Genomic DNA, 21,742 nt, shown 5'->3' with positions numbered 1-21,742 from the left:
CAGGGGAGAGGACCATGAGCCTCAAGGGCAAGACGATTTTCATCACCGGCGCCAGCCGCGGTATCGGCCTGGCGATCGGCGAGCGCTGTGCCCGCGACGGCGCGAACATCGTTATCGCTGCCAAGTCCGATCAGCCCGACCCGCGTCTAGAGGGCACGATCCATACCGCGGCCCAGGCGATCGAGAAGGCCGGCGGTCAGGCGCTGGCGGTCAAATGCGATATTCGTGACGAAGCGGCTGTGGAGGCGGCGGTCGAAGCCGCAGTAGACCGCTTCGGCGGTATCGATGCCGTAATCAACAATGCGTCGGCGATCTATCCGCGCGGCACCCTCGACGTGCCGATGAAACGCTACGATCTGATGCACGCCGTCAATGGCCGCGGCACCTTCCTGACCACCCAGAAATGCCTGCCTCACCTGATGAAGGCTGAAAATCCTCACATCATGGCGCTGGCTCCGCCGCTCGACATGCGAGGCATGTGGTTCGGCCCGCACGTCGCCTATACCAGCGCCAAATACCAGATGAGTCTGTGCATTCTGGGCTGGGGCGAAGAGTTCAGCGGCAAGATCGCCGCCAACGCGATCTGGCCGCGTACCGCCGTGGCGACCGCCGCGATCTCCAACGTTCTGGCCAATGACGAAGCGATGAAGAATTGCCGCAAGCCGGAAATCCTGGCGGACACAGCCTACCGGGTTCTCCTGAAGCCTGCTTCCGATTTCACCGGCAATTTTCTCATAGACGATACCTTCCTCTGGGAAGAGGGCGAACGTGATCTCGACCAGTACAGCTACGACCCGAATGTCGAGCTGTTGCCCGATTTCTTCGTGCCCGACGATGTGCCCGCGCCGCCGGGCGTGAAGATCATGAATGTCACGCTGGGCCATTGAGACGAAACATCTCCGCCGACAGCGTGATTGCTGTCACATATTGAATCCGATTCACCGCTAACCTTCGCGTGTCGCGCGAACGGGAGGAGGGGTGCAGGATGCGGACGAGATCGGGTTCCGGGTGGCTAAGTGTCGTCATAGTTGCGTGTCTGGCTGTAGCCTTTGCCATTGCCTGGATGCGCGGGGTGTCGCCGGACGTCTTCTAGGCATGGCGTCCCGTCCCGGGCGGGTCAAAAATCCTTCTTGCAAATCGTGAAAATTCGCCAATATGGGCGTTGGAGCGTCGCACTCTGCGGCCGGACCCCGGCTGCATGAATCTCGCTGGCCGTCGACGCGGCCGGCCGGAGTGTCTGACCTATGCTTTTGGTCGAAACCTATCTTATGCCCAGCCCGGTCGAAGGACTGGGTGTTTTTGCTGCAGAATTCATCTCCCGGGGAACGCTGGTCTGGATCCTGGACCCGGCCGTCGATCTGATACTGACCGAGGCGCAGATCGCCGATCGCCCGCAAGTCTACCGGCAGTATATCCAGCGCTATGCCTATTTTGACCGCAGCCTGAACGCCTACCTGCTGGACGGTGATCATGCGCGTTTTCTCAATCATTCGTCCGATCCCAATCTGGACTTTTCCGCGGGTGATGGCAGCGGCGTAGCGGTGAGGGACATCCAGCCCGGCGAGGAAATCTTCTGTGACTATTCCCAGTTCATGGAAGACGTTGTCTTGCTGCCCGCGCGGCGGAACGGCGCGGAGGTGGCTCGGCTGAGCGCCTGAATTTCTCCCGAAACGGGCTGGGCAAGCGGGCCGTGTCGCGCGAAACTGGTGGCATGAGAGCCACGATTGTCGACAGTCCCGCCAGCCTTGATCACGTCGTCCCCGAAGGTCATCCCGAGCATGCCGGCCGTTACACGGCGGTCCGGGACGCCCTCGGTGCGCTGCCCGGTGTGCAATGGGAGACCGCACAACAGGCACCGGTCGAGGCGCTCGCCCGGTTTCATTCCGTCGAGCATGTCGATCGCGTCCTGTCGGCCTGTGCGGACGCGGGTGTAGACGGATGGGTCTCCCTTGCCGAAGACACCCAGGTCTGCAGTCTCAGTGCCCGCGCCGCCCTCGCGGCTGTCGGCGGGGCGCTGCTGGCCGTGGATAGTGCCGTGGAGACCGGCAGCGGTTCCTATTTTGTCCTGGCCCGGCCGCCGGGCCATCATGCCGAACCGGACCGTGCGATGGGCTTTTGCCTGTTCAATCAGGTCGCCCTCGCGGCCCGGCACGCCCTCGACGTGCACGGGCTGTCGCGCGTCGCCATTGTCGATATCGATGTGCATCACGGAAACGGCACCCAATGCCTGGCCGAGCGCGACGAGCGCGTCCTGTTCTGTTCCCTTCACCAGTCGCCGCTCTATCCGGGCACGGGAAACCGCGGCGAAACCGGTCTGAACGGCAATGTGGTCAATGTGCCGCTGCCTGAAGGCACAGACAGCAAGGCCTGGCGGCAGGCCTTCTCCAGCGAGGTCGTTCCGGCCCTGCGCAAGGCGCAGCCGGCGCTGGTCCTGGTCTCGGCCGGATTCGATGCGCATGCCGCCGATCCTCTGGGCGGCATGGGCCTGACGGAGGACGATTATGACTGGGCAGCATCGCAACTGGCTGGCATTGCCGCCGAATTTGCGTTCTCCCGGCTTGTCTCCGTGCTGGAGGGCGGATACGACTGCCCGGCCATGGGGCGTTCCGCTGCGGCCTTCGTTCGCGCGCTCTCCCGGGCCTGACGTACCGAGTGTTGGCGGGTGGCGACGGGGCGCACCGGCTGATCCGTTCCTCCCCGCGCGATCCCCGAATGAACCAGACATCCAGCGAACTGACCATGACGCAGCCCGGCAGTATCACGATTGCCCGTCACGGCCGTCCGGATGCCAATCGCGAGGCGTGGCTGGATTGGCGCGGTTACGAAGACTGGTGGGATAATCAGTACCAGCCGGCCGGCCTCACTGCCGGACAGTCGCCGCCTTCGGCGCTGGTCGAGGCGGCGCGCGAGGCCCGCACCGTGTTTGCATCCACCCTGCGCCGGGCGGTGGAGACGGCCGAGGCCGTTGCGCCGGGCCGGAAGCTGGAGATCGACCCGGTTTTCGTGGAAGCTGAACTGCCGCCGCCGCCACTGCCGGGACGCTTTATGGCCAAGACCTGGGGCGTGTTTGCGCGCTGCTCCTGGTGGCTGGGCTGGTCGCGCGGACGCGAGAGCCGGATTGCCGCCGAGGTGCGTGCCGCATCGGCGGCATCGCAATTGATCGAGGCGGCTGCAGCGGGCCCGGTTGTGTTATGCGCCCATGGCTGGTTCAACCGCATGATGCGGCCGCATTTGCACGGCTCGGGCTGGGTTTGCGCGCGCGATGGCGGCGACTCCTACTGGTCTTGGCGGCGCTATGAATACCGGCCACGTTGAGACCCGCATTCGCGGCATTGCCGCACATTGAACCGCTTTCTATGCTGCCGTCCCGCGAGGAGGGGAAGCTATGTCCGAAACGCCCAATACCGACATCGATTCCTTGAGTTTCGAACAGGCGCTCGCCGAGCTTGAACGCATCGTGCAGCAGCTCGAATCGGGCGAGGTCGAGCTCGAACGCTCGATTGAAATCTACGAGCGTGGCGCCGCCCTGCGCGCTCATTGCGATGCCAAACTGAAGAATGCCGAGTTGAAGGTCGAGAAGATCGTGCGGGGCGAGAATGGCGAACCGGCCGTCGAACCGGCCGGGCTGGACTGAACGATGGCCGAGGAAAAGGCGCCCGCTCCGCAGGCCACGATCGAAGACTTCCTGAAACTCGATATCCGCGTCGGCACGGTGACGCGGGCCGAGCCCTTTCCCGAAGCCCGCAAGCCAGCGATCAAGCTGTGGGTCGACATGGGGGAGCTGGGCGAAAAGAAAAGTTCGGCCCAGATCACCGAGCATTATACGCCGGAGGAACTGGTCGGGCGCCAGGTGCTGGCCGTGGTGAATTTCCCGCCGCGCCAGATCGGACCGATCAGATCGGAAATACTCGTCCTTGGCGCCTCGGATGCCGGCGGCGCCATCATTCTCCTGGGACCCGACCAAAAGGTTCCCAACGGTTCCCGGATGCACTAGGCGGGCTCATGGACAGTTTCGAACAGCGCCTCAACGAAGCCGCCGACCGGGTCACCGTCGCGCTCGACGCCCTTCTGCCTCGTGCGGAGGGGCCGGAGGCCCATCTCAATTCGGCCATGCGCTATGCTGCGCTGGGGCCGGGCAAGCGGCTGCGGCCCTTCCTCGCCGTCGAGGCGGGCAAGCTTGTCGGCGCGGATGAGCGGGGTGTGCTGCGCGCGGCCTGTGCGCTGGAATGTATCCATGCCTATTCGCTGATCCATGACGATCTGCCCTGCATGGACGACGACGACATGCGCCGCGGTCGGCCGACCGTGCACAGGGCATATGACGAGGCGACCGCCGTTCTGGCGGGCGACGCGCTGCAGTCCGTGGCCTACGAAATCCTCGCCCACCCCGACACGCATCAGCGCGGCAGTGTGCGCTCGCGCCTGGTCGAGCGGCTGTCGCGGGCGTCGGGTCCCTATGGCATGGTGGGCGGCCAGATGATCGATATCCGTGCGGAGACCGAGCGGTTCGACATTTCCGTGGTCACGCGCATGCATCGCATGAAGACCGGTGCCCTGATCAGCTATGCGGTCGAGATTTCCACCATCCTGAAGGAGGTGGAGGATCATGTTCGCCGGGCGCTTGAGGGGTTTGCGCACGATCTCGGCTTGGCTTATCAGATCACGGACGACTTGCTGGACGCCACGGGCGACCAGGATGAAATGGGCAAGGCGGCCGGCAAGGATGCCGGTCAAGGAAAAGCCACCTTTGTTACCATTTTGGGCGTTGAAGGCGCGCAGGAGCGTTCGCGGCATTTGGCCGCGCAAGCCAAGGATCACCTTGAACCTTTCGGCGCCCGGGCAGATGTTTTGAAAGAGGCCGTCGACTTCATCGTCGCCCGGCGCTCGTGAAAGGCGGGACCTTAATGGCGCTAACCACCCCGACTCTCGACCGGATCCGCGAACCGTCAGACCTTCGCTCCCTGAGCCTGAAAGAGCTCCGGCAAGTGGCTGACGAATTGCGCGCGGAAACGATTGATGCCGTTTCGGTAACGGGTGGGCATCTGGGAGCCGGCCTGGGTGTGGTCGAGCTGACGACCGCGCTGCACCACGTCTTCGAAACCCCGCGGGACACACTGGTCTGGGATGTCGGTCACCAGTGCTATCCGCACAAGATCCTCACCGGCCGGCGCGACCGTATCCGCACCCTGCGCCAGGGCGGCGGCCTCAGCGGTTTCACCAAGCGCGCCGAGAGCGAATACGATCCGTTCGGTGCGGCTCACGCCTCAACCTCGATCTCTGCGGCCCTTGGCTTTGCCGTCGGGCGCGATCTCAAGCAGGAGGATCGCAATGTCATCGCCGTGATCGGCGATGGCTCAATGTCGGCCGGCATGGCCTATGAGGCGATGAACAATGCCGGCCATATCGGCGGCCGCCTGATCGTTATCCTGAATGACAACGACATGTCGATCGCGCCGCCCGTGGGGGCGATGAGCCATTATTTCGCGCGGCTGGTCTCCAGCCAGAGCTATCGCAATATCCGTAAACTGGGCAAGGGCGTGGCCAAGGCCATGGGCGTCGAGGAAGCCGCGCGCCGGGCCGAGGAATACATGCGCGGCATGGCCATGGGCGGCACGCTGTTCGAGGAGATGGGCTTTCGCTATGTCGGCCCCATCGACGGCCATGATCTCGACCAGCTGGTCCCGGTCCTGCGCAATGTGCGCGACGGCGACAGCGGGCCGGTGCTGATCCATGTCGTGACCCAGAAGGGCAAGGGCTATGCCCCGGCCGAGGCGGCCGACGACAAGTATCATGGCGTGGCCAAGTTCAACGTCGTCACCGGCGAGCAGCAGAAATCCAAGGGCGGTCCGCCCTCCTACACCAAGGTTTTCGCCCGGCAGCTGATCCGCGAAGCGGAACGGGACGAGCGCATTGTCGGCATCACCGCCGCCATGCCCGGCGGCACCGGTATGGACCTGTTCGGCGAGCGCTTCCCCGAACGCATGTTCGACGTGGGGATCGCCGAACAGCATGCCGTGACGTTCGCGGCCGGTCTCGCCGCCGACGGGATGAAGCCCTTTGCAGCCATCTATTCCACCTTTCTCCAGCGCGGTTACGACCAGGTCGTCCACGATGTGGCAATCCAGGGCCTGCCTGTGCGCTTCGCGATCGACCGGGCGGGCCTTGTGGGCGCGGACGGATGCACACATGCCGGCTCGTTCGACATCGGCTATCTGGGTCAACTGCCCGGCATGGTACTGATGGCCGCAGCGGACGAGCTCGAACTTTCGCGCATGGTCGCCACATCGGTCCGGATCGATGACCGCCCCTCCGCCTTCCGCTACCCGCGCGGTGCCGGGGCCGGCATGGAGCTGCCGGAGATCGTCGAACCGCTGGAGATCGGCAAGGGTCGCATCCTGCGGGAGGGGTCGCGCATCGCGATCCTGAGCCTCGGCACACGCCTGCACGAGGCCGGTAAGGCGGCCGACATGCTGGCGGCCAAGGGCTTTTCCACCACGCTGGCCGACGCCCGTTTCGTCAAGCCGCTGGACGAGGATCTCGTCCTGCGCCTGGCGCGCGAGCATGAGGTCGTGGTTACGGTGGAAGAGGGTGCGCGCGGCGGGTTCGGGGCCTTCGTTCTGCAATTCCTGGCGGAAAAGGGCGCGCTCGACCGCGGCCTGAAAATCCGCACCATGACACTACCGGACATCTTCCAGGACCAGGACACGCCCTACAACATGTACGAGGAAGCCGGCCTCAATGCCCGCCACATCGCCGCCACCGCACTCGAGGCGATGGGTCAGGATGCAGCGGCGGCAGAATTGACGGCAGCCGTCAGCGCGGGCTAGCGGCGCTGCCATGCGCGCCGACCTCTATCTCGTTGAAAACGGGTATTTCGAGACCCGGGCCAAGGCCCAGGCGGCAATCGCGGCGGGCAAGGTTTCGGCCGACGGCGTGCCGGTTACCAAGGCGTCCCAGAAGATCGCCCAGGGCGCGCAGATTGCGGCAGAGGCTGCACATCCCTGGGTGTCGCGGGCCGCATTGAAACTGGTCGCGGGGCTGGAGGCGTTCGAGATCGATCCCGCCGGCCGGATCTGTCTGGATGTGGGCGCGTCGACGGGTGGATTTACCGAGGTCCTGTTGTCACGCGGGGCGCGGCAGGTCTACGCAGTGGATGTCGGTCGCGGCCAGTTGCACCCGAGGCTTCAGGCCGACACCCGAGTCGTCTCGATGGAAGGGGTCGATGCGCGGTCATTGGCGGCATCGATGTTTTCCGAACCGCCTTCGCTGGTGGTCTGTGACGCCAGCTTCATTTCGCTCCTGAAGGTGCTCCCGCCGGCACTGCGCCTGGTAGAGGACAGGAGCGATGCGATCGCCCTGATCAAACCCCAGTTCGAAGTAGGCAGGGCCTCGATCGGCAAGGGCGGGCTGGTGAAGAGTGAAGGCGATCGTGCGCGGGCCGTCGCCGACGTGAAGGCGGGTCTGGAAGGGTTGGCCGGCGTCTCGGTGCGGATGGTCATAGATAGTCCGATAGCGGGGGGTGACGGCAACAGGGAGTACCTTATGGCCGCCACCTGCACAATCCAATCATAGAAACCCGAAACGTCCGAAAATCTCCCCGGTTCCCCGGTTCCGGTTTCGCCTAGCGGCCGTAGGTATCCGCCGGGCGCCAGATCCCGTCCGTACCCTGGCACATGTACATCCGGTCAACGCCGCCATTCATCCACTGGCAGTTCCGGGTGCTATAGGATGACGACGCGGTGTAAACGCGGGTGTCGGTTCGGCCGTCCGGGCCGCCCAGTAATTCGGCGGAAGACCCATAATCCTGGCCGTAGTCCTGCGGTGCATAATAGGTGTCGCCGGCATAACCGCCGGAATAGTGGCTGTCGTCATAATAGGACTCCTCGTAGCGGGAGTCTCCGTAATGGCCGGCCGGCTTTCCGGCATATGGATCGTGGCGGGTGTGGCGTGTGCCGCGGCAGTCCTCACCGCCGGCGATACCCGCACCGATCAGCGCGCCGACGCCGGCGCCGGCGATCGTGCCCACTTCTTCCGCATTGCCGCGGTCGCGATGCTGATAGCGGCGGTCCCAGCGGCCATGACGGCCGTAGCCGTGACGGCCCCGGTCGTCCCAACGCCCGCGGCGGTCCCAGCGGTCCGGACGGCCGTGGCGGTTATTGTTGGAATCGTCGGCCAGCTCGTTACCGATGACCGCACCGAGCACGCCGCCGATCAGGGCGCCCGCGATCTGGCGGTTCTGGCGTTCGGTTTCGCAATCGCGGTGAGCCTGGGCATGCGCAGCAGCCGGCAGGGTAACCGACAGCGCCGTGGCGGCAAGCAGGGCGGGGGTCAGCAGTTTCATGTCTACCTCCAGTTCGGCCGGGCACGGCATGTCCCGGATGTTGCAGGTACTCTCGCACCCGGCCGATGAGCCCAGGATGAACGCTCCGATGACAATCTCGCAAGAAAGGGGCCGGTAGTGCCACCGGCCCCCAAGGTCGTCAGGGAAGACGCGCAATTACTGGCGGTGGGCCACCTGCCAGTCGCCGTAGGCGTCGCGGCACATGCGCACCCGGTCGTAATTGTACGTGCCGTCGGGCATGTAGATTTCCGCGTCGCCCCAGCGGCATTCCCGGCCGCCGACATAATAGGTTTCGCGGATGACGACCGCACCGCGCACACCGGAGTATGGATTGCCCCAGTAATAGGGTTGGCCGTACTCGAAGGCGTAGTTCATGGCGTAGTGGTATTGCGCGCGGTCGCAACTGTCGATCCGGTTGAGGCTGGACCCCAGAACCGCGCCGAAGCCCGCGCCCACCAGGATGCCGGCGCCCACACTGTCGTCACCCGCCGCGGCGCCGCCGATCAGGGCGCCGAGCAGCGCACCGACGATCGCGGCGTCGCCATTGCCCTCATAGCGGCACAGGCCGTCATAATAAGCGAAGCGGCGGCGGTCATAGCCGTGATTGTAATAGGTGCGGTGATAACGCCAGCGGCTCGAAGGGCCCCAGTGGCCATAATAGCGCGAACTGGACCAGCCGTGGTTCATGTGGCGGAGCCAGCGCAGCTGGGCCTGTCGGCGAGCCCGGTCGCGGTAGAAGTCGCGGCGGCGCTGGGCATATTCCCAGCGGCGGCGGTCGTGGTGGGCGCCCGGGTGTCGGCCCGGGCGGCGATCCCAGCGCCGGTCGCGGCGGTCGCGATCCCAACGTCTGTCGCGCCGGTCGCGGTCCCAACGGCCATCCCGGCGATCACGATCCCACCGGCCGTGACGGTCCCGCCGGTCGCGATCAAAGCGGTTGTCGCGGCCGCTCCGGCGATCCCGATCCCAGCGGCCATCGCGCCTGTCCCGGCGGTCGCGCACATCGTCGCGCCGGTCATGGCGGTCCCGGATACTGCCTCCGCGGTTCGTCTCCCGGATCACGGCCGGCCGCGGTGCGCGGGTAGGGGCACTGTCCTGGACGGGCCGGCGTACGGGCCGGTCCGACCGGAAGTCCCGGCGGGGCCGGGGCTGGTCGCGCAGGTGATCGCGCGGATTATTGCCGGGATCGCGCATGACATCGCGGCGGTCCGGCTGAGGCCGGACATGACGCGGTTCGGTCCGGCCGCCCCGATTGGCAGCTTCCCGGCGCGGTCCCCGGTCGGAGGAGGCGCGACGCGGACCGCGGTCCGGACGGGCGCCACGGTCCCCGCGCCGAGCGGCTTCGCGGCGCGGGCCGCGATCGGGCTGCGCATCGCGATCTCCCCGCTCGCCGCGTTCGAAGCGCTGGGCTTCGGCCGGTGCGGCGTCCAGCGCGGCAGGAATGAGAAGCAGGGCTGCCATGGCGGCGCCGAGCAGGCGGAATTTGCGTGGTGCCATCGGACACGCCTCCGGGGTCTTCGCCGGTTTCGGTCCGGCCAGATTGCCCCAAGGTTAGGCGACGGTCGATGAGCCCAGCATGAACGATTGCTTCATCTCTGTCCGAAGGCCGTGATCTAGAAGGCCGATTGCCCCGCATGGCGCAGTTTGTGATCGGCCAGCACCAGGGCTGCCATGGCCTCGCCAACCGGAACGGCCCGAATGCCCACACAGGGATCATGCCGGCCTTTCGTGGAGATGACGGTTTCCTCGAAATCCCGGTCCAGCGTCTGCCGTTCGATGCGGATGGAGGAGGTCGGTTTCACAGCAAAGCGAATCACCAGGTCCTGGCCCGTCGAAATGCCGCCGAGAACTCCGCCATTGTGATTGCTCAGGAACCGGGGTGCGTCTTCGCCCATGCGCATTTCGTCGGCGGCATCCTCGCCGCGCAGGGCTGCGCTCTGGAAGCCGGCACCGATCTCGACGCCCTTGACGGCATTGATGGTCATCATCGCCATGGCCAGATCGCTGTCGAGCTTGCCGTAGACGGGGGCGCCCCAGCCGGCCGGCACGCCGGAGACGACGACTTCCACCACCGCGCCGGTGGAGGATCCGTCCTTGCGCAGGGCGTCCATATCCGCCTCCCACAGTGCGGCGGTCCCGGCATCCGGGCAGAAAAAGGCATTCTCTGCGACCTGGCTCCAATCCCAGCGCCCGCGGTCGATCCTGCGCTCGCCGACCTGGACGAGGGCGGCACGGATGGTGATACCCTCGCCGAGGACCTTTCGGGCTATGCCGCCGGCGGCCACGCGCATTGCCGTTTCGCGCGCCGAGGACCGGCCGCCGCCGCGGTAATCGCGCACACCGTATTTCATGTCGTAGGTATAATCCGCATGGCCCGGCCGCCACTTGTCCCGGATATCGCTGTAGTCCCGGGACCGGGCGTCGACATTTTCGATCACCAGCGAGATCGGTGTGCCCGTTGTGACAGGCCCGCCGGTGCGGTCGTCCTCGAATGTGCCGGAGAGGATGCGCACGCGATCGGGTTCCTGGCGCGGCGTGACGTGCCGGCTGGTGCCGGGGCGGCGCTTGTCCAGCCAGGGCTGGAGATCGGCCTCGGTCAGCGGGATGCCGGCCGGACAGCCGTCGACGACGGCGCCGATGGCCGGTCCATGACTTTCGCCCCAGGTGGTGACCCGGAAAAGGTGTCCGAAGGAGTTGTGAGACATGATCGATCCGCGCTTTTCCAGCAGACTAGACGCGGTTTTCGCTGCCGTTAAGCGGCCGACTGCGCTTTGCGGATCCAGCGCGCCAGGCGGGCATGGGCCGAGGGGCGTGAATATTCGTGGATGAAAGCGTCCAGATCCGCGCTTTCGGCCAGGACGGAGTCCGGCTCGGTCTGTGGCGCTGAACGGGCATGCACACGGATGGTGACGAGAATGTCCGGCTCGCCTACAGCGGCGATCTGTTCACCGTCACGGATCCCGGCCGGGATGCGTACCAGTATGGGCCTCTCGCCCGAACGCAGGGTGCGCGTCAGGCCCGTAGCGGCGCTGGTACTGTCGATCTCGATTTCCAGACAGGCCGGGCCGGCGGCCTTGATCAATTCCATCGCCGCTACGATGTCGGCCAGGCGGGCGAGTGTCGCCGGCGTGGGCGGCGCGATATCGGGGTGAAGCATCTTCACAAGTGCGCGGAAGGCCGACTTGGCCGCGCCGGGACCGTCGCCCGGCATCAGGCCGAGCGCAGAATAAGCTTCCCGGATACTCGTAACGCGCGATGTCATAGGGGTTTATTAGCGCAAGAAGATTCCCGAAAGGTTGACGCGCTGCATCCGGAGTTTAACTAGGCTCCAGACCCCCCGGTGGAGGAACGCCCATGCCCAGGAAAGACCTGATCCCGCCCTCGCCGGGCGAAGCGGACTATGCGCGCACCGCCGAGGACAATGCCGCGGAAATCTTCGGCCGCGAGGATCCTTTCTCGCTCTTTGGCGAGTGGCTGGAAGATGCCAAGCGCAAGGAACCCAATGACGCCAATGCGATGGCGCTGGCGACGGCGGACGAAGACGGGCTTCCCGATGTGCGCATGGTGCTCTTGAAAGATGTCGATGCGTACGGGTTCGTCTTCTATACCAATCTGGAGAGTGCCAAGGGCTGCCAGCTCGCCGAGAACGCCCAGGCGGCGCTGTGTTTTCACTGGAAGTCCCTGCGCCGCCAGGTGCGGGTGCGCGGGCCGGTAGAGCCGGTACCGGCCGAGGAAGCCGATGCCTATTTTGCCTCGCGCGCCCGGGACAGCCGGATCGGGGCCTGGGCTTCGAAACAGTCGCGCGAACTGGAAAGCCGTTTTGCCCTTGAAAAGGCCGTGGCGCGCGAAGCGGCCCGTTTCGGGCTGGGTGAGGTTCCCCGGCCGCCGCACTGGTCGGGCTATCGCGTGAAACCGCTTTCGATCGAGTTCTGGCGCGACAGGCCTTTCCGCCTGCACGACAGAATGTCGTTTTTGCGACGGGATTTGGCCTCGCCTTGGACCGTACACCGGTTGTATCCTTGATATCGAAAGAGCCGAGCGGGGGCATTTTCATGGACAGACTGCTGGGGGTGCTGCGGGCGATCATTCTCCCGCTGGGCTGGATCTGCGCGTTGCTCGCTGTCACGGTACCGGTCTGGTTCCTCGTGGCGGCTCTGGGAACGAAGTGGGAGTTCTGGACGGTCGCTTTCGGTCTGGACTGGATGACGCATTCGGCCGGCTACAAACTCCTGCTCGCCTGCCTCGTTGCCGGTCTCCTCGGCGCCGTATTGATGCTGGTCTACCGCATCCTCGGGCGCGAGGCTGTCGGCGTCGTGACATCGCCGGTCTTGGCCCTGGTGGTCGCCGCGACCGGGCTGAGCTGGGACTGGCATGTTGATCGGGCCCGGGCCACGACGCCGCTCCTGCTCGACATCACGACGGATCCGGACGACCCGCCACATTTCACGCCATCCTTCCAGGCCCGGCGGTCGCGGGCGGACGCCACGCTGGACTATGCCGCGAAACGAGCGCCGGATGGCCGGCCCCTCGCCGAGGTCCAGGCCGCCGCCTATCCGGGCCTGGTCACGGCGCGCGTCCCCTTGGCGCCGGATACCGTCTTTCGCCGGGCGCTCGACTATGCCCATGAAGAGCGCTGGCGCGTCGGTACCGCGTCGGAGAGTGCCGCCATGTTCGAGGCGGGCGCCGAAAGCGTCTGGTTCGGCCTGCGCGACGACATCGTGGTGCGGGTCCGCGAGGATGGCGAGGGTGGCAGCCTGGTGGATATCCGCTCCCTGGCCCGCAATCCCGGCATCCACGATCTCGGGCGCAACGCGCGGCGGGTCCGGGATTTTCTGGGGGCAATGTCACCCGCTTAGGACGGTTTCACCCAGCGCATAGTCAGTTTCCAGACCGGGCGTGCCGTTACAGGTCACCTGGCCGGTTTCCACCAGATGGATCAGGTGGGCGAGCACGGAATGTGCGGCGGCCGGGTGCAGCCGCTTGTCGATATCGGCATACATCGCCTCGACAATGCCGCGCACGGCGGTGCGGCCGCAGCGGATCTGCTCGAGAATCTGGGTTTCGCGGTCAAGGCGATGATCGATATAGGCCTGGATGAAGGGACGCGGGTTGGCGATCGCGGGACCGTGGGTCGGCCAGAGGATGTCGAACCCGCGGTCTCGCACCCGGGCGAGCTCGCGCAGATAATCGCCCATATGCCCATCCGGCGGGCTGATCACGCTGGTCGACCAACCCATGATGTGGTCGCCGGAGAAGAGCGTGTTCTCCTCCAGCAGTGCATAGCAGACATGGTTGGAGGTGTGCCCGGGCGTGTGCAGGGCTTCGATGGTCCAGCCTGCGCCTTCGAACTCCTCGCCGTCGGAAATCTGGACATCCGGCTTGAATCCCGTGTCGTCGCCGGCCTCCAGACGCACTTCACCGCCCGCCGGAGCCGCATCCTGCCGTCCGAAACCATAGACTTTCGCGCCATGCCGCTGCGCCAGCGGATGGGCGAGGGGGGAGTGGTCTAGATGGTGATGCGTGACGAAGACATGGGTCACGCGTTCGCCCTCGATCGCAGCGTCCAGCGCGGCGATGTGATCGGGCTCGACCGGGCCCGGATCGATCACCGCCACCTCGCCGTCGCCGACGATGTAGACGCCGGTTCCTGTGAAGGTGAACGGGCCCGGATTGGGGGCGATGACACGGCGGATACGGCGGGACAGGCGGTCGCACCGGCCGTATTCGAAATCGAATTCGCGGACGAAGGGGATCGCGGTCATGAGGCGTGCGTCAGGGCGGTGGGCGGCGTCTGTCGCAGGTAATCGAGAAAGGCTTCGGCCAGGCGGCGCGTGACTTCGACCTTGTCGGTCAGCCGCATGGCGATGGGCGGGCCCATGTCGGTCTTGTTGACATCAACAACGTAGAGTCGCCCGTCCTCGCGATCGCGCAGCACGTCCAGCCCGCCCCAGTCCAGCTTCATGGCCTGTGTAAACCGGGCCAGCTGATCCTGCTCTGCGGCGGTGAGCACGCTGGATGTTTCGGCGTAGTCGACCTCGTCGTTGGAGTTGAGGAAGCGGTGTTCGACGCGCCGGCGTTTACGCAGTACCAGCGGAATGCGTCCCGCCATGGTGGGGCAGCGCAGGTCCTCGACCAGGCCATTGCCCACTGAATTGTCGATCACGCGCTGATAGACATGTCCGGGCTTGGCAATGCAGGGGCCCCGGATGATGCGGCCATCATGGGCGCCATTGATCTCGGATTTCTCGACCATCGGTCCGCTCCAGCCTTCCGGGTCGATCGCGAGGGAATAACCGAAACACTGTTCGAACACGCGCGCGACATGGCTCTTTGCAATGCTCTGACAGTCCCGGTTTATGACACGGGCGCCGGGCGGAACCGGGATCGGCGTGCAGGTTGTGCAATCGTCGAACACGAAGACGGCATCCGCATCGGCCGGCGAATCGGCGATGCGGGCGCCGGCGGCATGCAGGACCGACCAGATCAGATACCAGGGACGCGGCCGGTCCGGCGTGAACCAGATCCTGGGTCCGGCCTGGGCGGCGGTCTTCAAGCGCCAGCCCTCAACCGTGAAGTAGAACGGGAACCAGGCCAGAACCTCGCCGATCAGTCCCGGTTCCAGCGGCAGGCGTGCACCCGTCTTCTTGACGGTGACGATCCCGTCCTGAAACTCGAAATCTCGCCACCACAGCGCACTGTGCATGGATCGGCCTTTCCTGTACCAACCGGGCCGCATCCTAGGCATATGCGGAACACATGCAATTCACGCTGGATCACGGGCGGCGCGGATATTGCGTGACCGGAGATCGAACCGATCTACGGGGGTGAATGTGAACGCGGGTCAATTCCTAAGCAAGCGGCTCTTGCGGCTTGGATGGCTGGTCCTTCTGCTGATGCTGGCGCACGTTTTTGTCAGTCACGTCACGGTCCAGCCTGTACAGTCACGGACGGCACAAATCCCGCCGCCGGAAACGGTTTCGGCGGAGCGCTAACGGCAGCGGCTTCATTGACAACGCCCCGGCCGCATTGAAACTGCCGCAAAACACGGCGGACCCGGTTCATTCATGTTTGGTTTCGTACTTCGACGCATCGGCGTCGCCATTCCGACGATTCTGGTGATCATCACGGTCGCCTTTTTCATGATGCGCGCTGCGCCGGGCGGACCGTTCGACCTGGAACGGCCGATGCCGGAGGAAACGCGCCAGGTCATCCTGGCCAATTACGGCATGGATCAGCCGCTCTGGCGGCAATATGTCGACTATATGGGTAATCTGTTCCAGGGCGATCTGGGACCGTCCCTGAAGTTGCGCGACAAGCGCGTCTCCGAAATCATCGCGGAAGGCTTTCCCGTCAGTGCGACGATCGGCCTGTTCTCCATGGCACTGGCCATCGGTCTGGGGTCCCTGCTGGGTTCGATTGCTGCGCTGCGCCAGAACACGGCCGGCGATTTCTCGATCATGACCTTCGCCATGGTCGGAATATCCATCCCGCCCTTCGTGATGGGGCCGATCCTGGCGCTGGTCTTCGGCCTCTATCTGGGCCTGGTGCCCACGGGCGGCCTGGATCCGCGCCTGGGTATGACGCCTGACCGGCTGGTCTTGCCGATCATCACTCTGGCCCTGCCGCAGATTGCCATCATTGCAAGGCTGATGCGGGCCTCGATGATCGAGGTTATCCGGTCCAACTATATCCGAACCGCCCGTGCCAAGGGCCTGTCCGCCCCGGCGGTAATCTTCAAGCACGCCTTGCGTTCGGCCGTCCTGCCGCTGGTGAGCTATCTCGGGCCGGCCTCGGCGGCCGTCCTGTCGGGCTCTCTGGTTATCGAGCGCGTCTTTCAGCTGCCCGGCATCGGAAAGCATTTCGTCGATGCGGCTCTGCAGCGCGACTACACCGTGGTGATGGGTGTGGTCATCATCTACGCCGCGCTGATCATCCTTTTGAATCTTCTGGCGGACCTGTTCTACGGCGTGCTCAATCCGAAAGTGAAGTACGAGTCATGAGCCTGATCTCCACGCCCCAGGAAAAGACGGACCTCATGGAGACCGCCGCGGTGAGGGGCCGGTCGTTGTGGGATGATGCGCTGGCGCGACTGTTGCGCAATCGGGCCGCGGTGACCTCGATGGTCGTACTGGCCATCCTGGTCCTGCTGGCGACAATCGGCCAGGCGCTGTGGATCCACGACTACGACACCATCTATCGCGACAAGGTCTGGATCGCTCCGACGTTGGAGGACTGGCACATCCTGGGCACCGACGCCCAGGGCCGGGACATGGTCGCGCGCATTCTGGTCGGGCTGGGCGTGTCGCTGATGGTTGGTGTGGTGGCGACAATCGTGTCGCTGGCGATCGGCGTGACCTGGGGCGCCACGGCCGGATTTGTCGGCGGCAAGATCGATCAGGCGATGATGCGCTTCGTCGACATTCTCTATTCGCTGCCCTTCATCTTCTTCGTCATCATCCTGATGGTCGTGTTCGGGCGGAATATCGTTCTCATCTTCGTTGCCATCGGTGCGGTGGAATGGCTGACCATGGCCCGTATTGTACGCGGCCAGACACTGGCGTTGAAGAACATGGAATTCGTCGAGGCGGCCTATGCTGCGGGCGTGTCGCGTTTCCGTACCATTCAGCGCCACATCATTCCCAATGTGCTGGGGCCGGTCGTGGTCTATGTCACGTTGATGATCCCCGTGGTGATCCTGGCCGAGAGCTTCCTGTCCTTCCTGGGCCTGGGCGTGCAGGAGCCGCTGACCTCGCTGGGCCGTCTGATCTCGGCCGGCGCGCAGGACATGGAGCCCGCGCCGTGGACGCTGATCGGGCCGGCCGTGACCATGATGGTCACCCTGTTTTGCCTGAATTTCATCGGAGACGGCCTGCGCGACGCGATCGATCCCAAGGACCGCTAATGGCAGATCCCTGACGGGGGCTATTCGCCAAACAAAAACGGGCCGCCCGCAGGCGGCCCGTCCTCGACCTGTCCGGCCGTGCGGGTGCTAGCGTTCGCGGCGGACGCGGATGGCGCGGCCGCTTCCGTTGACGCGCAGAAGGTAGCTGTCGAACATGGCGCGGCTGATCTCGGCCGTGGCGCGGCCCGAAGGCGGGCGGATACGCGTACTGTCGACCTGCCGCCAGACCTGGCCGTTGACCATATGGAAAACCAGCGTGGAATAGCCGACCGTCTCGACGCGGTCGATGCGCATCGTCACCGTCTCCACATCGCCTTCGGAGGTCCGTTCGACAATGACGATCTCGTCCTCGGCAGGCTCGGACTCGGGGGCCGCAGTGCGGGACCCGGAACGTGGGGCCTCGGCGACGGTGCGGGCGGCTGGCGTGCGGCTTTCCCCGGCCGGTGCAGGCGTGGGCGCCGTCGCGTCGGCGACCTCGGCCCCGGCGCTGCCCGAGCCGTCCGTTTCTGCGATGGCTTCGTGCGCTTCACGTTCACGCGCAGCCAGCACCGGCAGTCGAAAGCGCGGCAGGCTGGGCAGGTTGAAACCGAAACTGTCGCGCTCGACCGCTTCCACATCGTCGCGCTCGACGATCACGATATCGCCTCCATCGCGGGCGGCGGCAAGGGTGGCGGCAGCCGCGTCGAAACACGCAAGCCGGGCTTCGATATCGGCAATGCCGCGGCAGGCCAGAACCCCGTCGACCGGGTCGGATTGGCGGGCAAGGGCGGCCGGCGCCAGGGTGCCGGCAATCGCCGCGGAGAGCAGCAGTCGGGAAGTCAGGGACATGAAAGCGACCTTGTTCAACAGGGTTATTCGATCCGCTCGGCGCGGAACCAGCCCGACGAATTGCTAAGGCTGATAAAATAGGATCCCAGCGCTCCGGAACGGATGGTTGCGGTGAGGCCGTCGAACGCGCCGCGGCTGGCACGGAAGACACGTTCGCTGTCGGTCTGGCGCCAGCGCTGGCCATTGGCCAGGGTCAGTTCGACCTTTCCGAGACGGTTGACTGTCATCTCGGTGATGGCCAGACCCTCGATCCGTTCGATCAAACCGTCGTCATTGCGCACGACAACCCGGTCCGGCGAGTGCGGTGCTGTCTCCGCCTCGGCCATATCGGAATTGTCGCCGCCGAAACCCGGCAGGGACAGGCTCGGCAGGCGGAAATTGGGAATGGACAGGCCGTAGGTGGCTTCTTCCGCCGCTTCAATCTGTTCGCGCTCGACGGCTACCACCTCACCCGATGCGGCTTCGTCGCGCAGCGCATCGACCGCGGCGTCCAGACAGGCCAGCCGAGCTGAGTCGTCGACGATTTCCCGGCATTCGAACAAGGGCTGCAGGGGGGAGGCACCGGTCTGGGCCTGCGCCGCAGCAGCCAGGGCAAGTGGCGAAATCAAAAGGAGTAATCGAACGTTCATCTTCTCTCAGCCAAGTTCTCGAGCTTGCGAACTATGCGCGACCGGTGGGTCGCTGTCGACCGGCCCGTCATGTTCGGTTAGAACATATCGCAAGCCACGAATTTGTGACGCGTCGGAGGGGAGACCGATATCGTGATCCGCAAAGCCATCATCAAGAGCCTGCTCGTTTCTGCCTCAACGCTGGCCGTCGTCGCCTGCGGTGGTGGCGATCCAGTCGATAGCGACACCGTCGTCCTGCATCGGGGCAATTCCTCGGAGCCCCTGTCACTGGATCCGCACAAGGCGAGCGGAACGTGGGAAAACAACATCATCGGCGACATGTTCATCGGCCTGTTCACGGAAGACATTGCCGGCGAACCGATTCCGGGCATGGCCGAAAGCTGGGAGGTCAGCGAAGACGGCCTGATGTGGACGTTCCGGCTGCGCGAAGCCAGCTGGTCCGACGGCCAGCCGGTCACGGCACACGATTTCGTCTTTGCCTGGCGCCGAATCGCGTCGCCGGCGACCGGCGCGCAATACGTCTCCCTGCTTTACCCCATCGAAGGCATGGAAGCGGCCACGCGCGGGGAGATTTCGCCGGACGAGATCGGTGTGCGCGCGATCGATGACCGGACGCTCGAGGTCCGGCTGGTGAATCCGGCCCCCTATCTGCCGGGGCTTCTCACCCACTACACCAGCTTCCCGGTGCCCCGGCATGTCGTCGAGCAATATGGCGATGAATGGGTGCGGCCTGCGAATATCGAGGTCAATGGCGCCTACCGCCTGGAAGACTGGCGGACGAACAATTTCGTGCATCTCACCCGCAATGCGACCTTCTTCGATAATGAGAGTGTCTGCATTGACGACGTGTATTACTACCCGACCGTCGACAACAGCGCGGCCGGACGCCGTGTGCGCAACGGCGAGCTGCATATCAACAATGACTTCCCTGGCCAGCAGCTGGACTTCCTGCGGCGGGAAATTCCGGAGTATGTGCGCATCGCGCCCTATATGGGCACGATCTACTTTTCGGTGAACACGACGCTGGACATGTTCGCGGACCCGGGTGTGCGTAATGCGCTGGGCATGGCGATCGACCGCAGCTTTATCGCCGAGGAAATCCTGCGGGCCGGATACCAGCCCGCCTATTCCATGGTGCCGCCGGGTGTCGCCAATTATCCGGGTGGTGTCCGCGCCGAGTGGGCCGATACGCCGATCGAGGAACGCCGTGCCCGGGCCCGTGAGCTGCTGGAAGAGGCCGGTTTCGGCCCCGACAATCCGCTGCAGTTCGAATACACGTACCGCGCGACACGGGACAATCCGCGTGTGGCACCGGTGGTTCAGAACGACTGGTCCGCGATTGCCGAATGGGTCGAACCCGAACTCATCGTGAACGATACGCAGATCCACTACGACAATCTGCGCGCCCAGGACTTCCAGATTGCCGATGGCGGCTGGATCGCGGACTACAACGATCCCTACAACTTCCTGTTCCTCGGGGAGTACCGTTCGATTCCGATGAACTACTCCCGCTACAATAATCCGGAGTACGACGCGTTGGTCACGGCGGCGAACCGGGAACAGGACCTGGAAGTGCGCGGCCGCATGCTGGCGCGCGCCGAACAGACGCTGATCGACGACATGCCGATCATCCCGATCGTCTATTATGTCTCGAAAAATCTGGTGAATCCGGATGTGACGGGCTGGGAAGACAATATCGTCGATATCCACCGGACGCGTTACCTTTGCCTCGCCTCCAGCCAGGCCGAAGCCGGCGAAGAATAGGGCGCCGCTTGCCAGACAGAGCCCCGCGGACCTAGCTTGACGTTTTGATGGCAGGTCGCGGGGCTTTTTCATGACGGGTGGAGATACGGTTTCCGACGCGATTGTCGCCGGAACAGGCAGCGGTGAGGTCGGCGACGCCATCCAGTCGTCCAAGCGAAAGAAGGCAGACCACTATTCGGTCTTCGAATCGCCGACCCCGGCCGGGACGTGTTCCAATTGCGGGACGGTGCTCTCGGGTCCGGTCTGCCACAGCTGCGGCCAGACATCGGACACCTTTCACCGGCCGATCTGGGATCTTCTGCTGGATGTACTGGACGGGCTGTTCGGGATCGAGGGGCGGTTGTGGCGCACACTGCCCGCTCTCATGTTCCGGCCCGGCAAGCTCACCCGGCAATACCTCTCCGGCGTGAGGGCGCGTTATGTCATGCCCTTCCGGCTCTACCTGACCGCCAGCGTTCTCTTCTTCCTCGCCTTCTCGCTGGTCAATGGCGGCGGCACGGCGCCGGATGCCGGCGATATCGAGGCGAACAGGCAGGGACTGGAGGAAGCCCGCGCGGGGCTTGAAAACGCGCCGCCGGAGGTTCGCGACCAGGTGACCGCCGGGCTGGATGCCGCGCAGGCCGAACTCGACGCCATGGAGGCGGTGCCGCCGGAAGTCAGGGCCATGCAGCGCCAGCAGAATCTGGAGGACATCAAGCTCAACCTGCGCCAGGCGCTATTGCCCGAATTCTACCCAGACTCCGAAACGGCCAGCGATGGCGAGGACGAGGTGGTGGAAATGGAGGGCTGGAACATCTCGCTCGACGACGACATCACCGAGCTGCCGCTCTGGTTCCGCCAGCGTTTGGCCGATCAGGCCGACCGGATCGTGGATACCGAGGGCGAGGCACTGTGGGTGGCCATGAAGACCTGGGCGCCGCGGCTTCTGTTTCTGATGCTGCCGATCTACGCCCTGCTGCTGGCGGCGACGCACTTCTACAAGCGTGGCTTCTTCTTCTACGACCACCTCATCGTGTCGCTGCATTTCCACGCCTTTCTTTTCTTCCAGTTTATCCTGCTGGGGCTGATGAGTCTGACCATCGGTGCGGGCTGGGCGATGCTCGTCTTCGTGCTGTGGTCGAACTATTATCTCTACCGGCTGCACCGGACGGTCTATGCCCACGGCCGCTTTTCCTCGGCGGTCCGCACGCTGTTCATGGACTTCGTCTATTCGATCATCCTGTCGTTCGGACTGCTGCTTCTGCTGTTCGTCGGTATTTTCATGGCGGTGTGACGGCGCGG

General features: G+C 64.8%; 23 protein-coding genes. 15 read left to right on the top strand and 8 right to left on the bottom strand.

The genetic code is table 11. The features are described from left to right. Positions 1–14: 14 nt before the first annotated feature. The 9 genes from Q1U94_RS02220 to Q1U94_RS02180 all read left to right on the top strand — a co-directional run bounded on the left by Q1U94_RS02220 (position 15) and on the right by Q1U94_RS02180 (position 7,572). Complete coding sequence (locus tag Q1U94_RS02220; protein WP_300541493.1) at positions 15–887, top strand: NAD(P)-dependent oxidoreductase; 873 nt, start codon at positions 15–17, stop codon at positions 885–887. Between the two features lie 357 nt (positions 888–1,244). Continuing rightward, positions 1,245–1,658, top strand: a complete 414-nt coding sequence (locus Q1U94_RS02215; protein WP_300541491.1) for an SET domain-containing protein — start codon at positions 1,245–1,247, stop codon at positions 1,656–1,658. Positions 1,659–1,711: 53 nt separating this feature from the next. Then, positions 1,712–2,644 (top strand): histone deacetylase family protein, encoded by a 933-nt coding sequence (locus tag Q1U94_RS02210; protein WP_300541489.1) that lies wholly within the window; start codon positions 1,712–1,714, stop codon positions 2,642–2,644. A gap of 68 nt (positions 2,645–2,712) precedes the next feature. Further along, positions 2,713–3,315, top strand: a complete 603-nt coding sequence (locus Q1U94_RS02205) for a histidine phosphatase family protein (RefSeq protein ID WP_300541487.1) — start codon at positions 2,713–2,715, stop codon at positions 3,313–3,315. Between the two features lie 70 nt (positions 3,316–3,385). Continuing rightward, on the top strand, positions 3,386–3,634 hold the full coding sequence (locus Q1U94_RS02200) for an exodeoxyribonuclease VII small subunit (RefSeq protein ID WP_300541485.1): 249 nt from the start codon (positions 3,386–3,388) through the stop codon (positions 3,632–3,634). Positions 3,635–3,637: 3 nt separating this feature from the next. Continuing rightward, the gene (locus tag Q1U94_RS02195) at positions 3,638–3,994 is read left to right on the top strand and encodes a tRNA-binding protein (RefSeq protein ID WP_300541483.1); all 357 of its coding nucleotides are present in this window, start codon (positions 3,638–3,640) and stop codon (positions 3,992–3,994) included. A gap of 8 nt (positions 3,995–4,002) precedes the next feature. Further along, positions 4,003–4,890: a polyprenyl synthetase family protein gene (locus tag Q1U94_RS02190; protein ID WP_300541481.1), complete on the top strand. Its 888-nt coding sequence runs from the start codon at positions 4,003–4,005 to the stop codon at positions 4,888–4,890. A 14-nt stretch (positions 4,891–4,904) separates the two neighbouring features. Next, the gene (gene dxs / locus Q1U94_RS02185) at positions 4,905–6,827 is read left to right on the top strand and encodes a 1-deoxy-D-xylulose-5-phosphate synthase (RefSeq protein ID WP_300541479.1); all 1,923 of its coding nucleotides are present in this window, start codon (positions 4,905–4,907) and stop codon (positions 6,825–6,827) included. A 10-nt stretch (positions 6,828–6,837) separates the two neighbouring features. After that, a complete protein-coding gene (locus Q1U94_RS02180) occupies positions 6,838–7,572 on the top strand; it encodes a TlyA family RNA methyltransferase (protein WP_300541477.1) in 735 nt (244 codons plus the stop codon). A 49-nt stretch (positions 7,573–7,621) separates the two neighbouring features. Here Q1U94_RS02180 and Q1U94_RS02175 read toward each other — a convergent pair whose 3' ends face one another. From Q1U94_RS02175 to Q1U94_RS02160, 4 genes are all read right to left on the bottom strand, one after another. After that, the gene (locus Q1U94_RS02175; RefSeq protein WP_300541475.1) at positions 7,622–8,341 is read right to left on the bottom strand and encodes a hypothetical protein; all 720 of its coding nucleotides are present in this window, start codon (positions 8,339–8,341) and stop codon (positions 7,622–7,624) included. Between the two features lie 156 nt (positions 8,342–8,497). Continuing rightward, a complete protein-coding gene (locus Q1U94_RS02170; RefSeq protein ID WP_300541473.1) occupies positions 8,498–9,835 on the bottom strand; it encodes a hypothetical protein in 1,338 nt (445 codons plus the stop codon). 116 nt (positions 9,836–9,951) lie between these two features. After that, complete coding sequence (gene aroC, locus Q1U94_RS02165) at positions 9,952–11,043, bottom strand: chorismate synthase (protein WP_300541471.1); 1,092 nt, start codon at positions 11,041–11,043, stop codon at positions 9,952–9,954. 47 nt (positions 11,044–11,090) lie between these two features. After that, positions 11,091–11,600: a hypothetical protein gene (locus Q1U94_RS02160; protein ID WP_300541469.1), complete on the bottom strand. Its 510-nt coding sequence runs from the start codon at positions 11,598–11,600 to the stop codon at positions 11,091–11,093. A 92-nt stretch (positions 11,601–11,692) separates the two neighbouring features. Between Q1U94_RS02160 and pdxH the strand changes: the two genes are divergently transcribed. After that, complete coding sequence (pdxH, locus tag Q1U94_RS02155) at positions 11,693–12,361, top strand: pyridoxamine 5'-phosphate oxidase (protein ID WP_300541467.1); 669 nt, start codon at positions 11,693–11,695, stop codon at positions 12,359–12,361. A gap of 29 nt (positions 12,362–12,390) precedes the next feature. Then, complete coding sequence (locus Q1U94_RS02150) at positions 12,391–13,194, top strand: DUF1499 domain-containing protein (protein ID WP_300541465.1); 804 nt, start codon at positions 12,391–12,393, stop codon at positions 13,192–13,194. Here the strand turns inward: Q1U94_RS02150 and Q1U94_RS02145 are convergent. Beyond that, positions 13,183–14,100, bottom strand: coding sequence for an MBL fold metallo-hydrolase (locus tag Q1U94_RS02145; RefSeq protein WP_300541463.1), 918 nt, complete (start codon positions 14,098–14,100; stop codon positions 13,183–13,185). The two genes, Q1U94_RS02150 and Q1U94_RS02145, sit on opposite strands and share 12 nt — an antisense overlap. Then, positions 14,097–15,041 carry a hypothetical protein gene (locus Q1U94_RS02140; protein WP_300541461.1) on the bottom strand — a complete coding sequence of 315 codons (945 nt, stop codon included), beginning with the start codon at positions 15,039–15,041 and terminating at the stop codon, positions 14,097–14,099. Before Q1U94_RS02140 ends, Q1U94_RS02145 begins: the two co-directional genes overlap by 4 nt. A 361-nt stretch (positions 15,042–15,402) precedes the next feature. On the opposite strand from Q1U94_RS02140, the gene Q1U94_RS02135 reads away from it, so the two are divergent. Together Q1U94_RS02135 and Q1U94_RS02130 are read left to right on the top strand one after the other, a co-directional pair. Further along, positions 15,403–16,338 carry an ABC transporter permease subunit gene (locus Q1U94_RS02135; RefSeq protein WP_300541459.1) on the top strand — a complete coding sequence of 312 codons (936 nt, stop codon included), beginning with the start codon at positions 15,403–15,405 and terminating at the stop codon, positions 16,336–16,338. After that, positions 16,335–17,240: an ABC transporter permease subunit gene (locus Q1U94_RS02130; RefSeq protein WP_300541457.1), complete on the top strand. Its 906-nt coding sequence runs from the start codon at positions 16,335–16,337 to the stop codon at positions 17,238–17,240. The genes Q1U94_RS02135 and Q1U94_RS02130 overlap by 4 nt, the downstream gene beginning before the upstream one ends. A gap of 87 nt (positions 17,241–17,327) precedes the next feature. Here Q1U94_RS02130 and Q1U94_RS02125 read toward each other — a convergent pair whose 3' ends face one another. After that, complete coding sequence (locus Q1U94_RS02125) at positions 17,328–18,068, bottom strand: hypothetical protein (RefSeq protein ID WP_300541455.1); 741 nt, start codon at positions 18,066–18,068, stop codon at positions 17,328–17,330. A 23-nt stretch (positions 18,069–18,091) separates the two neighbouring features. Next, complete coding sequence (locus Q1U94_RS02120) at positions 18,092–18,697, bottom strand: hypothetical protein (RefSeq protein WP_300541453.1); 606 nt, start codon at positions 18,695–18,697, stop codon at positions 18,092–18,094. A 132-nt stretch (positions 18,698–18,829) separates the two neighbouring features. Here Q1U94_RS02120 and Q1U94_RS02115 point away from each other — a divergent pair, with 132 nt between their 5' ends. Further along, positions 18,830–20,461 (top strand): peptide ABC transporter substrate-binding protein, encoded by a 1,632-nt coding sequence (locus Q1U94_RS02115; RefSeq protein ID WP_300541451.1) that lies wholly within the window; start codon positions 18,830–18,832, stop codon positions 20,459–20,461. 70 nt (positions 20,462–20,531) lie between these two features. Continuing rightward, positions 20,532–21,734 carry a DUF3667 domain-containing protein gene (locus Q1U94_RS02110; RefSeq protein ID WP_300541449.1) on the top strand — a complete coding sequence of 401 codons (1,203 nt, stop codon included), beginning with the start codon at positions 20,532–20,534 and terminating at the stop codon, positions 21,732–21,734. The last annotated feature ends 8 nt before the right edge of the window (positions 21,735–21,742 follow it).

Source organism: Maricaulis sp. (assembly GCF_030149515.1).
Taxonomy (GTDB): Bacteria; Pseudomonadota; Alphaproteobacteria; order Caulobacterales; family Maricaulaceae; genus Maricaulis.
The sequence above is the reverse complement of the archived record's forward strand: the minus strand, read 5'-3'. Positions and strand labels throughout refer to the sequence as shown.